The sequence below is a fragment of the Vibrio sp. 1069 genome (assembly GCF_033340555.1).
This window is the reverse complement of sequence record NZ_JAWOWP010000023.1, coordinates 37,411-51,710: the sequence shown is the minus strand read 5'-3', so window position 1 is coordinate 51,710 and position 14,300 is coordinate 37,411. Positions and strand designations below refer to the sequence as shown.

Here is a 14,300-nt window from a genome sequence, read left to right as displayed (position 1 = left end):
GTCTACGTTTCGCGATCCGTGAAGGTGGCCGTACAGTAGGTGCTGGTGTTGTTGCTAAGATCTTCGACTAATTCATAACGAATTAAACGAAATCTTGCACTGTTCTTCTTTTTGAAGAAAGCGCATCGAAAAGGGAAGCTTAGGCTTCCCTTTTTCATTTCTAGATTACATTTAGTTATAAGTGTTGAAATAAAAGACGTCACTTTTTCGATTTAAAAACAGAGTTTTACCGGCTTTGTTTCTTAACGCTTTTACTCACCCCTCTTAACCCTTTGATCTTTTCCTGCAGCGGTAAAATCTTTATAACCAAATATTCTGAGCGGACACCATAATGCGACTGGTAACAAGAACTATTCTTGTTTATATTGTTTGTCACAGATTAGTTTTATAGGTTTTTTGAGTATGTACGTTTGTCTTTGCCATGGTGTCTCCGACAAAAAAATTAGGAAGTTGGCGATAGATGAAGGCGTAACAGATATTAAAGGAATCAAAAAGTGCACGGCATTGGGCAGCCAATGTGGTAAGTGCATCAGACAGGCCAAGGAAATTTTAGCGGAAACTAGTTACACGGAATTTAAACAAGCCAGCTAATTGCTGTAAGTATGCAGTAATTATTTGCCTTACATTTTGACACCTTCTCATTTGCTTCTACATTTAAATGAAGCCAAAGAGGAGGGTTTTGTCATGAAAGGCGATCCAATCATCATTCAACATCTCAATAAAGTGCTCGGTAACGAGCTCGTCGCTATTAATCAGTATTTTCTTCACGCCCGAATGTATAAAGACTGGGGCTTAAAGCACCTAGCAGACAAGGAATATCACGAATCTATCGATGAGATGAAGCATGCCGATCATCTAATTGAGCGTATTTTGTTCCTTGAAGGCCTACCGAACCTACAAGATTTAGGTAAGTTGATGATTGGTGAAGATACCAAGGAAATGTTCGAGTGTGACTTAAAGCTTGAAATGGCGGCTATTCCAGATTTAAAAGATGCGATTGCCTACGCTGAAGACATTCGAGATTATGTGTCTCGAGATCTCTTCCAAGATATTCTTGAAGATGAAGAAGAACATGTTGATTGGCTAGAGACGCAACTTGGCTTGATTGAAATGTCTGGTATTGAGAATTATCTCCAAGCGCAATACGTGGACGAAGAGTAACGATACTTTCTGAGTTTGCATACTCCAATAATAGTAAGAAGAAAGAGCACCTGACTCGAAAATCAGGTGCTTAACCCCGTTATCTGGTCTAATCTCTTTTATTATCGGCTTTTTAAGGATATTGCTCGCAATCTTGCCTATGAAGTTTGATTTCTATCCGATAGAATTTATGCCCCCTTACCTAAAAATAAAAAAGAGAAACGTCCATGTCTGAAGACAACCACCAAGCAGCCACTCCAGAAGAAGAACATCGCCAAAAAGCATTGGATTACCATGCTTATCCAACTCCAGGAAAGATTGCTGTCGAACTTACAAAGCCTGCGGAAACGGCGGGTGATCTTGCCCTTGCTTACAGCCCTGGTGTTGCAGAGCCAGTGCGTGAAATCGCACAAAACCCGGATAACGTGTACAAGTACACTGCAAAAGGGAACATGGTTGCTGTTATTTCTAACGGTACCGCTATTCTAGGTCTAGGTAACCTAGGTCCACTTGCATCTAAGCCAGTGATGGAAGGTAAAGCGTTACTGTTTAAGCGTTTCGCAGGTCTTGACTCTATTGATATTGAAGTTAAGCACCGCACGATCGATGAATTTGTTGATACTGTTGCGAGCATTGCAGACACTTTTGGCGGTATCAACCTTGAAGATATTAAAGCACCAGACTGTTTTGAGATTGAAAAGCGTCTGATTGAGCGTTGTGATGTACCAGTATTCCACGATGATCAACATGGTACTGCTATTGTAACGGCAGCGGGTATGCTGAATGCAATCGAACTTCAAGGTAAGAAACTTGAAGATTCAACAATTGTTTGTCTTGGCGCTGGCGCTGCCGCTGTAGCGTGTATGGAGCTTCTGATCAAATGCGGCGCAATGCGCGAAAAAATCTACATGCTAGATCGCAAAGGTGTGATTCACACTCGTCGTGATGATCTTAATGAATATAAGCAGCTATTTGCGAACAATACAGATAAGCGCACACTAGAAGACGTGATTGAAGGTGCAGATCTGTTCCTAGGTGTATCTGGTCCAAACCTATTGCCAGCGGAAGCGTTGAAGTTGATGGCAGATAAGCCAATCGTATTCGCATGTTCTAACCCGGATCCTGAAATCAAGCCGGAACTTGCTCACGCAGTTCGTGATGACTTGATCATGGGTACTGGCCGTAGTGATTATCCTAACCAAGTTAACAACGTATTGTGTTTCCCATTCATTTTCCGTGGTGCTCTTGATGTGCGTGCAAGTGAAATCAATGATGAAATGAAACTTGCAGCCGTTGAGGCGATTCGTGAGCTAGCAAAAGAGCCTGTACCTGAAGCCGTATTGAAGGCTGCAGGTGTTGATAAGCTAGAGTTTGGTGCGGACTATATTATTCCAAAACCAATGGATTCACGTTTGCTACCACGTGTTGCAAAAGCGGTTGCTCAGGCGGCGGTTAATTCAGGTGTAGCTCGTATCGAGATGCCTGAAAACTACATGGCAGAGTAATATATCTTTCAGATGTGATACATAAAAAATGGGACGCTATTGCGTCCCATTTTTTATGTCATTCATTTGGCTCGAGGCAAGAGTTATTACCTGAAACCTCTTATCAGGCTTTTTTATTCTTCGTCGAATGACTCAAATTCGATGCCCATTTCCGTCATCAGCGCTTTTACTTCTGTTGGAATATCATCAGGACGGTCTTTACGAAGGTCTTCATCTGTCGGAAGTGGCTGACCTGTGTACGCGTGCAAAAATGCCTCGCATAGCAGTTCGCTATTGGTTGCATGGCGTAAGTTATTGATCTGACGGCGAGTACGCTCATCAGTTAGCACCTTTAAAACTTTTAGCGGGATAGAGACGGTAATTTTTTTTACTTGTTCGCTTTTTTTGCCGTGCTCTGCATATGGGCTAATGTATTCGCCATTCCAGTCAGCCATTGCACACCTTCATTTATGTAATCGGTTAAAAATAATTTAGGTGCTGATTTTAGCTGCATTTACCGCCATAAGCAAAGACATATAGACGTCTAGAAGTGTTGACGTCTCATTTTTTGACGAGTAAAGTGAACATAACAGCAAAGGAAGCGTGTTGATCACTTTATGTTACTCATTAGATATAGCGCATTCCTATTTAGAAGTCATTACCCGTGAAAGGATACACCCATGAGCACTCGCAAACCTGCGACCATTGCAGTACGCACTGGTATTGAATCAGACAGCCAATATCATGCTGTCGTTCCACCTATTTATCTTTCCACTAACTATGGTTTTCCTGCTTTTGGTGAAGTGCCCAAGTATGATTACACACGATCTGGTAATCCAAACCGCGGACTGTTGGAAAGTGCGCTATCTGAACTTGAGTCTGGAAAAGGAGCGGTTGTTACTAACTGCGGTACGTCGGCATTAAATTTATGGGTTTCCGCTTTTCTCGGCCCAGATGATCTCATTATTGCTCCTCACGATTGTTATGGCGGCACCTATCGTCTTTTTAATACTCGAGCTAGCAAAGGCGATTTTAAGGTTCAGTTTGTCGATCAATCAGACGAACAGGCTTTAGATGCTGCATTGGCACAAAAACCAAAACTCATTTTGCTAGAAACTCCGTCAAACCCTCTGGTTCGCGTAGTGGATATTGCAGCTACCTGTGAAAAAGCGAAACAAGTCGGCGCGTTAGTTGCGGTGGACAATACCTTTTTGACACCCGTGTACCAAAAACCTTTAGAGCTAGGTGCGGATTTTGTTATCCACTCCACAACAAAGTACATCAACGGTCATTCGGACGTAATTGGTGGGGTAATCATCACCAACACAGAAGCGCATGCAGAAGAGCTTGCATGGTGGGGCAATTGTATTGGTGCAACGGGCACACCTTTCGATAGTTACATGACACTGCGAGGTATTCGTACGCTTGGTGCTCGTATGAAAGTACATGAAGAGAGCTCACAGCAGGTACTGGCTTACCTACAGAAACAAGCGTTAGTTAAAACTATCTATCATCCAAGCCTGCCGGAACATCCAGGTCATGACATCGCTAAAAAGCAGCAAACGGGCTTTGGCTCTATGTTGAGTTTTGAGTTTGCTGGTTCGTTTGAGCAGTTAAAGGTGTTTGTGAAAGAGCTCCAACTGTTTTCATTAGCTGAATCATTAGGTGGTGTAGAAAGTTTGATTTGCCACCCGGCATCCATGACTCACCGTGCAATGGGTGAGGAGGCACTGGCGGAGGCTGGGGTCTCTCATCAACTATTGCGTTTGTCTGTCGGTTTGGAAGATGCACAAGACCTCATCACAGATTTAGAACAAGCGTTCGCTAAAGCTACCCAGTAATAGGAGACGATAACAATGACTGTACAACGTCAGCTGCATAAGTTTGGTGGCAGTAGCTTAGCAAACCCAGAATGCTACTTACGCGTTGTGGGTATTCTCAAAGAGTATTCGACAGAAAATGATCTTGTGGTCGTCTCTGCTGCAGGAAAAACCACTAATCGCTTGATTGAGTTTTTGGAAGGGTTAAATAAAGATGGCCGAATTGCGCATGAAGCGCTTCAAAGCTTAAGACAGTTTCAAACTGAGCTAATAGAAAGCTTGTTGGAGAGTGAAGCAAAAGAAGAGCTGTTAGCTTTATTACATGATGAGTTCAGTACTCTCTCGGAGCTGACTGCACCACTCACTAATGCGCAAAAAGCCGCGGTACTGGGGCACGGAGAAGTATGGTCTGCTCGCCTATTGGCCGCGTTATTATCTCAACGTTCTATCCCTGCGGTTGCACAAGATGCACGAGCGTTTTTACGTGCAGAAGCGGGAACTCAACCAGAGGTTGATCGCGCTCGTTCATACCCTTTAATTAAAGAGATCCTCGCGCAGCATAACCATAAACGTGTGGTAATTACTGGCTTTATGGCTCAGAACGAGGCAGGAGAAACCATTCTACTTGGTCGTAACGGCTCTGACTATTCTGCAACGGTCATAGGCGCGCTTGCTGAAGTCAGTACTGTCACGATTTGGAGTGATGTTGCTGGTGTCTATAGTGCCGATCCACGTTTGGTGTCTGACGCTTGTTTATTACCGTTACTTCGATTGGATGAAGCCAGTGAACTTGCTCGCTTAGCTGCCCCAGTGCTACACAGTCGCACGCTTCAGCCTGTGGCGCAAAGTACCATGGACCTTAATCTCAAGTGTAGCTATCTGCCAGAGTCGGGTTCTACTCGTATTGAGCGTGTATTGGCATCTGGTCGTGGCGCTAAAATTATTACTTCACTGGATGATGTTTTATTGGTGCAGTTGTCTTTCATGCATGGGCACGACTTCGAAAAAACACAGAGTGATGTATTACAAGCGTTGCAGCGCGCGCAATTAGAGCCACTGGCATTTGAAGCTCAATCCGATCAGCACACGCTACGCTTGGCTTACACCGCAGAAATCGCCGGTGGTGCATTGAAACACTTGCAAGAGCTTGCGGTAGAGGCTGAAATTAAGCTAAAAGAAGGTTACTCGCTCTTAGCTGCGGTAGGTGCAGGCGTTACGAAAAACGCCAATCATTGCTTTGGCTTTTATCAGAAGCTAAAGCACTCTCCGGTAGAATTTATCTCTGAAACAGACTCAGGGCTGAGCCTAGTCGCTGTTTTGCGCCGTACTGATACTGAGGCGTTGGTTCAAACGATTCATAGCCAGTTGTTCCAAGCGCAAAAACGCGTGGCAGTGGCTTTATGTGGCAAGGGTAATATTGGTTCTAGTTGGTTAAATTTATTTGCGACGCAAAAAAGTGAGCTCGAAAAACGTCATGGTATGAGCTTTGATCTTGTCGCGGTTGTGGATAGCCAAACCTATTGGTTCGATGAGCAAGGTATTGAGGCGGCGAGTGTTGCTGAACGATTTGATGATGAAAGCATAGCAAACAATGGGGATTGGCTGGCACGTTTGGGAGCGCTTAAAAGCTACGATGAAGCCGTCGTGCTTGATGTTACCGCAAGTAAAGAGTTGGCTCAGCGCTACGTAGAAATCGCACAGCAAGGCATTCATTTGATTTCCGCTAACAAAGTTGCCGGTTCCGCAGATAGCCAGTACTACCATCAGGTTCAAGATGCATTCGCTAAAATTGGTCGTCATTGGCTATACAACGCAACGGTTGGTGCTGGGTTACCGATAAACCATACCGTGCGAGATCTTCGTGAAAGTGGGGATGAAATCGTCGCTCTATCGGGTATTTTCTCGGGGACGCTATCATGGCTGTTCCAACAGTTTGATGGTTCTGTGCCATTTAATGATTTAGTCGATCTTGCTTGGCAGCAAGGTTTAACCGAACCTGATCCTCGTTCTGATTTAGATGGCTCCGATGTAATGCGTAAGTTAGTCATCTTGGCTCGAGAGTCGGGCCTAGATATAGAACCAGACAGCGTTAAAGTTGAGTCTTTGGTGCCAGAAGAATTAAGAGAACTGAGCTTAGATGATTTCTTCGATAATGGAGCGTTGTTGAGTGAAATACTTCAAGAGCGTCTGACAAAAGCACAGAGAAACGATCAAGTGCTTCGCTATGTGGCGCGTTTAGAAAAAAATGGTAAAGCAACGGTGGGAGTCGAAGCGTTATCTCGTGAGCACGCGCTCGCCAACTTATTGCCATGCGATAACATTTTTGCCATAGAGAGCAAGTGGTACAAAGATAACCCTCTGGTCATTCGAGGACCAGGCGCTGGCAGAGAAGTGACAGCCGGCGCTATTCAATCCGACCTCAACCGATTGGCTGGTTTATTTTAAAGTTGCGATTGACCTAAAAACCCTGGAATTAATCCAGGGTTTTTTATTCCCCTATCAGTGCCATACTGAAGTCATAACCCGTGCAAAATGGTGAGATGATGCTCAAGTAGAAACTTGAACTATCTTCATTATTAACTTGAGAAAAATTCATAATTACAAGGTTGACATTAAATCGTATTCAATACATTCTGTAGACATATAGACGTCTAAACGTCGATTTTAAGGATTTGTTTTCGTGGCGGAGTGCCGCAGGGAGAGTAAGATGGGATATACGCACGCAGGCCATATCGACGCCTTGAACCAGAATATTGCTGAGTTATCAGATAACATCAATGTATCGTTTGAGTTTTTTCCGCCAAGCAGCGCTAAGATGGAAGAAACACTTTGGAATTCAGTGCACCGTCTTAAAACGCTTCAACCTAAATTTGTTTCTGTGACTTACGGTGCGAACTCCGGCGAGCGTGACAGAACACACTCCATCATTAAAGAAATTAAAGCCACAACCGGATTGGTTGCCGCTCCCCATCTCACTTGTATTGATGCGACTCGTGAAGAGTTGATTAATATTGCCGATGATTATTGGAACAATGGTATTGAAAATATCGTCGCTCTGCGTGGTGATATTCCTCCAGGTGGCGGTGCGCCTGATATGTATGCCTCGGATTTGGTTGAGCTGCTGAAATCACGCCACGATTTCGATATCTCCGTTGCAGCATTCCCTGAGGTTCACCCTGAAGCTAAAAGCGCACAGTCTGACTTATTGAACCTAAAACGTAAGGTAGATGCAGGTGCAAACCGTGCTATTACTCAGTTCTTTTTTGACGTTGAGTCTTACCTGCGATTCCGTGACCGTTGTGTCGCAGCAGGAATTGACGTAGAGATTGTGCCAGGAATTTTGCCTGTATCGAACTTTAAGCAAGCTTCTCGCTTTGCGGCACAGAACAATGTGAAAGTACCAGGATGGATGAGCAAACAATTCGATGGCTTGGATGATGATCCGGTGACTCGCCAGCTTGTAGGAGCTAGCCAAGCTATTGATATGGTGCGTGTACTGAGTCGTGAAGGGGTTAAGGATTTTCACTTCTACACACTAAACCGTGCAGAGATGACTTACGCGTTATGCCATACGTTGGGTGTTCGTCCTCGCGCAGTAGTCGGTGCGTAAACCTAGTTTCAAAAAGATAAAAGGCTTGCCAAGTGGCAAGCCTTTTTCGTTTTATCAAAGCAAAAGGAGTTTAACCAATCACTTCAAGTTCAGTTAGAACTTCTTCTGCCCAAGTGATCCAAGTTTCACGTAACAGTAGGTTACGGCGAAGCGTTAGACGTTCTAGGCGAGCTTGTTTATCTAAAGTTGACGGCGTTGCGTAGTAAGCCGCTTCAATTTCTTTGTAGTGAGAAACCAGTTTGCGAGACTCTTCAACTAGCTCGGCGAGTTGGTCACGGAATGGAGCCGCTGGTTGAACGGCACATGCCATCAATTTCGCTGAAAACTCATCACGAACTGTTGGGTGTGCAGTTGGTTGATCAAACCACTCTCCTAAAGCGCTGCGACCAGCGTCTGTAATGGAGTAAACCTTGCGGTCTGGTTTGCCTTCTTGGGGTTCTAATACGCAAGTAACCAGTTCTTTCTCAGCCATTTTGTTGAGTTCACGGTACACCTGTTGGTGGCTTGCTTTCCAGAAGTAACCGATGCTAGCAGAGAATTCTTTAGTGATATCGTAACCGGTTGCGTCGCGAGTGCTAAGAACAGTTAAGATTACGTGTGGTAATGACATGTCTTCAATCCAAATGGTCAATAAACTTGTAAACAAGCTACTTATACTTTCAGCTGCGCTCTTACTGGCACTTGAGTTTTTTAATGTATAAGTAGCACCAACAATGTTGGTCCTGTCACCTTAAAGCCGTTTATCACCTAGAGAGATGGGGAGTCCCATCAAGGCTGGAGCAGGTATGATTGGATTTATGAGCTCTCAGCAGGCAAGTAGTATATAAATAATAAGCATGAAGTGGAATAGTAGGACAAAATTACCCTAAAAAACTAACATAATAATCAATAGTGTTAACTTGTGGTTTTTTATTCTTTTATTTTGGTATTTTTTGGGCCTCTAGTGGTGTATTTAACTGCCTTTGTTTTGGTGCGATTATCCTGTGATAAAAAAAAGCTGAGCATTTGCCCAGCTTTCTATTAAAAATGAAACGATTAGCCTGTGTTGCGCATACCTGCAGCAATACCAGCAATCGTCACCATCAACGCTTCTTCCAAGTTTGCAGAAGCTTCTTCGGTTTGACGCGTGCGGTATAGCAGCTCTGCTTGTAGCATATTCAATGGCTCAACGTAGATATTGCGTAAGCGAATAGACTCGAGTCCCCAAGGGTCATGCTGCATCAAGTTTTCATTGTTCTCTACATTCAGTACCGCTTTGATGTCTTCTTGAAGCTGAGCACGAAGCTTTTCACCGAGTGGACGGAGCGACTCATCCACCAATCGCTCATCGTAGTAGCGAGAGATATCAATATTACACTTCGAGTACACCATTTCCAGCATGCCGAGACGAGTTGAGAAAAATGGCCATTCGCGGCACATCTCTTCGAGCAATGCTTGGTGGCCTTTATCGATCGAGTATTGAATCGCTTCACCTGCGCCTAGCCATGCAGGAAGTACCAAACGGTTTTGACTCCATGAGAAGATCCACGGGATTGCACGTAAGCTTTCTACTCCGCCCTTAGGGTTGCGTTTTGCAGGACGAGAACCAAGTGGCAACTTGCCGAGTTCGAGTTCTGGTGTTGCTTGGCGGAAGTAAGGCACGAAATCTGGCTCGCCACGAACCACATTTCGGTAAGACTCACAGCTTACTTCTGATAGCACTTCCATCAAGTCGCGCCATTCTTGTTTTGGCTCTGGTGGCGGTAACAAGTTGGCTTCCAGAATCGCACTTGCATATAGGTTAAAGCTGTTTACTGCGACATCTGGGAGTCCCAGTTTAAAGCGGATCATTTCGCCTTGCTCTGTTACACGTAAACCGCCTTTCAAGCTTTTTGGTGGTTGCGACAAAAGCGCAGCATGCGCAGGTGCGCCACCGCGACCGACTGTGCCCCCACGACCATGGAATAGAGTTAGCTCAACGCCTTCTTCTTCAGCCACTTTAACTAACGATTCCATCGCATGATACTGAGCCCAACCAGCAGACATAACACCTGCATCTTTCGCTGAGTCAGAGTAACCAATCATGACCATCTGGTGGTTTTGGATAAAACCACGGTAAAGGTCAATCCCCATAAGCTGCTTGATGACCGATTCTGCGTTGTTCAAATCGTCTAGCGTTTCGAACAGAGGACACACATCCATGCGGTAAGGGCAACCTGCTTCTTGTAGCAGTAGATGAACGGCGAGTACGTCAGAGGCGGTACGTGCCATTGAAATAACGTAAGCGCCAAACGCTTCACGCGGTTGTGCTGCAACAATCTTACAGGTATCCAAAACCTCTTTGACGGGTTCAGACGGTTCCCAATCACGAGGGAGAAGCGGACGTTTAGATGCCAGCTCGTTAGTTAGAAAAGCAATCTTATCTTGCTCACTCCATTGTTCGTAATCACCAATACCTAAGTAGCGAGTTAGTTCAGACAAGACATCTGAGTGACGCGTGCTCTCTTGGCGGATATCAAGACGTACAAGATGGATACCAAATGCTTTTACGCGGCGTAGTGTATCCAGTAGTGAGCCGTTGGCTATTACACCCATGCCACATTCGTTTAGTGACTGGTAGCAGGCATACAGTGGTTCCCAAAGTTGCTCGACTTTTTGCAGTGGGGCTTTAACGGCCAGTTTTTGACCGTGGATCTTAGCATCGAGAATATCTTTGGTTTCATTGAGCAGAGTGCGTAATTGCTTCAGGATCGCACGGTATGGTTCGTGCTGATCTTCGCCAGCAAGTTCACGGACTTGATCGTTTGAAACTGTCATAGACAGCTCGCTGATCAACTCGTTGATGTCATTGAGATAAAGATCGGCGGCTTTCCAACGAGACAATAGTAAGACTTCACGCGTAACGTTGTGAGTAACAAACGGGTTACCGTCACGGTCACCGCCCATCCAAGAGGAGAAGTGCACTGGGCGAGCATCAATGGGTAAACCTTCTCCAAGGTAAGATTTTAGACGGTCATTCATCTCACGTAGGAAGTCCGGTACTGCTTCCCATAGAGAGTTTTCAACGACCGCAAAGCCCCACTTTGCTTCATCCAACGGAGTAGGGCGTTGTTGTCGAATCACGTCTGAATGCCAGCCTTGGGCAATCAGTTGCTCTAGGCGGCGTTCGGTTTTTCTGCGCTCTTTAGAAGAAAGATCGCTTAGCTCCAACTTTGATAAGCACTCGTTTATCTTGACCAGTTTGTTGATCATCGTACGGCGCGTAATTTCTGTTGGGTGAGCCGTCAATACCAATTCAATATTTAGATCACGAACCGCTTGGGCAGTGTCCAGTTTGCTCACATCGTTTTGTACCAGTTTAGAAAATAGCGAGTTAATCGCGTCTGGTTCACAAATGTGCTCTTCACAATGGCGTGAAATCGTGTGGTATTGCTCAGCGATATTGGTGAGGTTTAGAAATTGGTTAAACGCGCGAGTAACGGGCGTTAGCTGCTCATCAGGTAGATGTTTGATTTCTTCGATCAAGCTGTCCCTGTCTGCTTGATTCCCTGCTTGAGCTGATTTGGATAATTTACGAATGGTTTCCACTTTCTCGAAGATTTCTTCGCCATGGGCATCGCGAATGGTGTTACCCAATAAGTGGCCTAACATGCGCACATTACTTTTGAGTGCGGCGTATTTCTCGTTCATTGTCGTCCTGCCTCGTAAAAAAACTACATCCATTGTCCTTGTTAAGACTCCAATCTAGCGAAAAGCACCAGTTATAGTCAAATAAAGCAGACTAAGTTTGCAATTATTCCGCTGTCTCCTGATTTAGAGCAAATTTACGGCAGCCATAGAGTAAGAAGTGAAAATTAATTACAAAATAACAAGTTAAATAAGTGTTAAGACTAGCGCTAAATTGTGAAGATAAAAAGATGCAGCTCAATCGAGCTGCACAGACTTTTGAGCTTAAACGCGTATTAACAGCAGTACTTGACCATTGCCTTTGAAAGCACATCAATTGTGGGGTCGATAAAGTCGAAGGATAGAAACTCATCCGGTTGATGGGCTTGGTCGATTGACCCAGGGCCGAGCACCAAGGTTGGACACAACTGTTGTAGAAATGGTGCTTCAGTACAGTAGTTCACGGTTTCTGAACTGGTTTGGCAGATCTCTTCAACACCACCAATAAATGGGTGGTCATGTTGGCATTCGTAACCCGGAATAGGCTCATGCAATGGAATAATCTCCAGTCTCCCAGGCCATTTCGCTTCGACTTCTTTTAATGCTCCGCGCAACATGTTCTCTAAACCATCAAGGCTAATGCCGGGAAGAGGACGCACGTCGTAATGCAGCTCACAGCAACCACAAATACGGTTAGCGCTGTCACCACCGTGAATGTGTCCAAGATTTAGGGTAGGGCTTGGAATGGCAAAACCCGGATGGTGATATTCTTTAATCAATTTGTCACGCAGTTGCATCATGGCGAACATGACTTCATGCATGATCTCAATAGCGTTAACGCCAAGCGCTGGGTCCGATGAGTGACCGGACTTGCCTGTTACGCGAATGGCATTTGCCACATGCCCTTTATGACCTCGAATTGGTACAAGGCTGGTGGGTTCACCAATGATGCAGTAATCCGGCTTAAATGGGGCGTTTGCTGTGAAATGTCGCGCGCCCAACATGGTGGTCTCTTCGTCACAAGTGGCTAATACGTAAAGTGGTTTGCTCTGCTTGCTCCAATCGACTTTCTTCACTGCTTCATAAATAAAGGCGAAAAAGCCTTTCATGTCTGCTGTGCCTAAACCGTAGAAGCGGTTGTCTTTTTCCGTCAGTTTATGCGGATCAAAATTCCATCGCCCTTGATCGAATGGCACGGTATCGCTATGGCCAGCAAGTAAAAGGCCACCTTCACCCTCACCCATACGTGCGATCATATTGTGCTTGCCTGGCTCGACTTCGATCACTTCAACGCTAAAACCCAGATCTTTAAACCAAGATGCGAGTTTTTCGATGACTTTTGCATTGCCCTGATCCCAGCTCGGATCCGTGGAGCTGATAGAAGAGGTGCTGATGAGTCCTTCATAGACCTCTAGAAAAGTTGGTAATTGCATGGATTCTTCAAATCTCCTGTTGACAGACAGACCACAAAAATGTAAAACACATATTAAATCATATTTAATGAATAAAAAATCAAAATAAAGCAAAAATTAAATATGAATAGTCATTTGAGCCTTTAAGTATATGGATGTTACACAATGCTAAAAACCACGATTATTGGAGCCAGCGGTTACACCGGCGCAGAGTTAGCGTTAATGGTTAATAAACACCCACAACTCACGCTATCAGGTTTATACGTTTCCGCCAACAGTGTTGATGCGGGAAAGAGCATCGCGCAGCTGCACGGTAAGCTAGCGGGCATCATTGATATGCCAGTTTTACCACTAACGGATCCACTGCAAATCGCTCAAGAATCGGACGTGGTGTTTTTGGCAACGGCTCACGAAGTCAGCCATGATTTAGCCCCAACTTTCTTGGAGGCAGGCTGTCAGGTATTCGATTTATCGGGTGCATTCCGTGTGAAAAGTGAAGGCTTTTACGACACTTTTTATGGCTTCGAACATCAACATAACAACTGGCTAGATAAAGCAGCATACGGCTTAGCAGAGTGGAACCAAGAATCAATAAAAACCACTCCTTTGATTGCAGTAGCAGGTTGCTACCCAACCGCTTCACAGCTTGCAATCAAACCTTTATTAGAACATGCGTTGCTCGATACCAACCAATGGCCAGTGATCAACGCAACCAGTGGTGTATCAGGTGCAGGGCGTAAAGCCTCCATGGTTAACAGCTTCTGTGAAGTGAGCTTGCAACCTTATGGTGTATTTAACCATCGTCACCAGCCAGAGATTGCTCAGCACTTGGGTTGCGATGTGATTTTTACTCCGCACCTCGGCAACTTTAAACGCGGCATTCTTGCCACTATCACCATGAAGCTTGCGCAAGGTGTGACAGAAGCACAAGTGGCACAGGCGTTTGAACAAGCTTATCAAGGCAAGCCTGCGGTGCGTCTTAAAGGCGACGGTATTCCACGTATTCAGGATGTCGAAAATACCCCTTTCTGCGATATCGGCTGGAAGGTACAAGGCGAACACATCATTGTGATTTCAGCTATCGACAACCTACTTAAAGGTGCATCGAGTCAAGCGATGCAATGTCTCAATATTCATTACGGTTACCCAGAACTGACAGCGTTGCTGTAGTCGTTGAAAGAGGGAAATG

11 protein-coding genes and 1 pseudogene are annotated in these 14,300 nt (G+C 45.0%); 8 read left to right on the top strand and 4 right to left on the bottom strand.

Annotated elements, in window-relative coordinates:
* From R7040_RS22195 to R7040_RS22180, 4 genes and pseudogenes are all read left to right on the top strand, one after another.
* Positions 1–71 (top strand): annotated as a pseudogene (locus R7040_RS22195) (elongation factor Tu); the annotation flags it as partial.
* A gap of 331 nt (positions 72–402) precedes the next feature.
* Positions 403–591: a (2Fe-2S)-binding protein gene (locus tag R7040_RS22190; RefSeq protein ID WP_005381360.1), complete on the top strand. Its 189-nt coding sequence runs from the start codon at positions 403–405 to the stop codon at positions 589–591.
* A 93-nt stretch (positions 592–684) separates the two neighbouring features.
* Positions 685–1,161 carry a bacterioferritin gene (bfr, locus tag R7040_RS22185; protein ID WP_213962143.1) on the top strand — a complete coding sequence of 159 codons (477 nt, stop codon included), beginning with the start codon at positions 685–687 and terminating at the stop codon, positions 1,159–1,161.
* A 206-nt stretch (positions 1,162–1,367) separates the two neighbouring features.
* Positions 1,368–2,645 (top strand): malic enzyme-like NAD(P)-binding protein, encoded by a 1,278-nt coding sequence (locus tag R7040_RS22180; protein WP_005381358.1) that lies wholly within the window; start codon positions 1,368–1,370, stop codon positions 2,643–2,645.
* A 113-nt stretch (positions 2,646–2,758) separates the two neighbouring features.
* On the opposite strand, the gene metJ is transcribed toward R7040_RS22180, so the two are convergent.
* A complete protein-coding gene (gene metJ / locus R7040_RS22175; RefSeq protein WP_005381353.1) occupies positions 2,759–3,079 on the bottom strand; it encodes a met regulon transcriptional regulator MetJ in 321 nt (106 codons plus the stop codon).
* A gap of 225 nt (positions 3,080–3,304) precedes the next feature.
* Between metJ and R7040_RS22170 the strand changes: the two genes are divergently transcribed.
* From R7040_RS22170 to metF, 3 genes are all read left to right on the top strand, one after another.
* The gene (locus R7040_RS22170) at positions 3,305–4,465 is read left to right on the top strand and encodes an O-succinylhomoserine (thiol)-lyase (protein WP_017821741.1); all 1,161 of its coding nucleotides are present in this window, start codon (positions 3,305–3,307) and stop codon (positions 4,463–4,465) included.
* Positions 4,466–4,480: 15 nt separating this feature from the next.
* Entirely contained in the window at positions 4,481–6,889 is a 2,409-nt protein-coding gene (locus R7040_RS22165; protein ID WP_017633523.1) for a bifunctional aspartate kinase/homoserine dehydrogenase II, read from the top strand.
* Positions 6,890–7,151: 262 nt separating this feature from the next.
* Positions 7,152–8,054, top strand: coding sequence for a methylenetetrahydrofolate reductase (gene metF / locus R7040_RS22160; RefSeq protein WP_005381345.1), 903 nt, complete (start codon positions 7,152–7,154; stop codon positions 8,052–8,054).
* Between the two features lie 70 nt (positions 8,055–8,124).
* Here metF and R7040_RS22155 read toward each other — a convergent pair whose 3' ends face one another.
* The 3 genes from R7040_RS22155 to argE all read right to left on the bottom strand — a co-directional run bounded on the left by R7040_RS22155 (position 8,125) and on the right by argE (position 13,132).
* The gene (locus R7040_RS22155; RefSeq protein WP_005382791.1) at positions 8,125–8,664 is read right to left on the bottom strand and encodes a PadR family transcriptional regulator; all 540 of its coding nucleotides are present in this window, start codon (positions 8,662–8,664) and stop codon (positions 8,125–8,127) included.
* 425 nt (positions 8,665–9,089) lie between these two features.
* A complete protein-coding gene (gene ppc / locus R7040_RS22150) occupies positions 9,090–11,723 on the bottom strand; it encodes a phosphoenolpyruvate carboxylase (RefSeq protein WP_005381336.1) in 2,634 nt (877 codons plus the stop codon).
* Between the two features lie 272 nt (positions 11,724–11,995).
* Positions 11,996–13,132, bottom strand: coding sequence for an acetylornithine deacetylase (gene argE / locus R7040_RS22145; RefSeq protein WP_005381335.1), 1,137 nt, complete (start codon positions 13,130–13,132; stop codon positions 11,996–11,998).
* A 144-nt stretch (positions 13,133–13,276) separates the two neighbouring features.
* On the opposite strand from argE, the gene argC reads away from it, so the two are divergent.
* Entirely contained in the window at positions 13,277–14,281 is a 1,005-nt protein-coding gene (gene argC / locus R7040_RS22140) for an N-acetyl-gamma-glutamyl-phosphate reductase (RefSeq protein ID WP_005382790.1), read from the top strand.
* Positions 14,282–14,300: the final 19 nt, after the last annotated feature.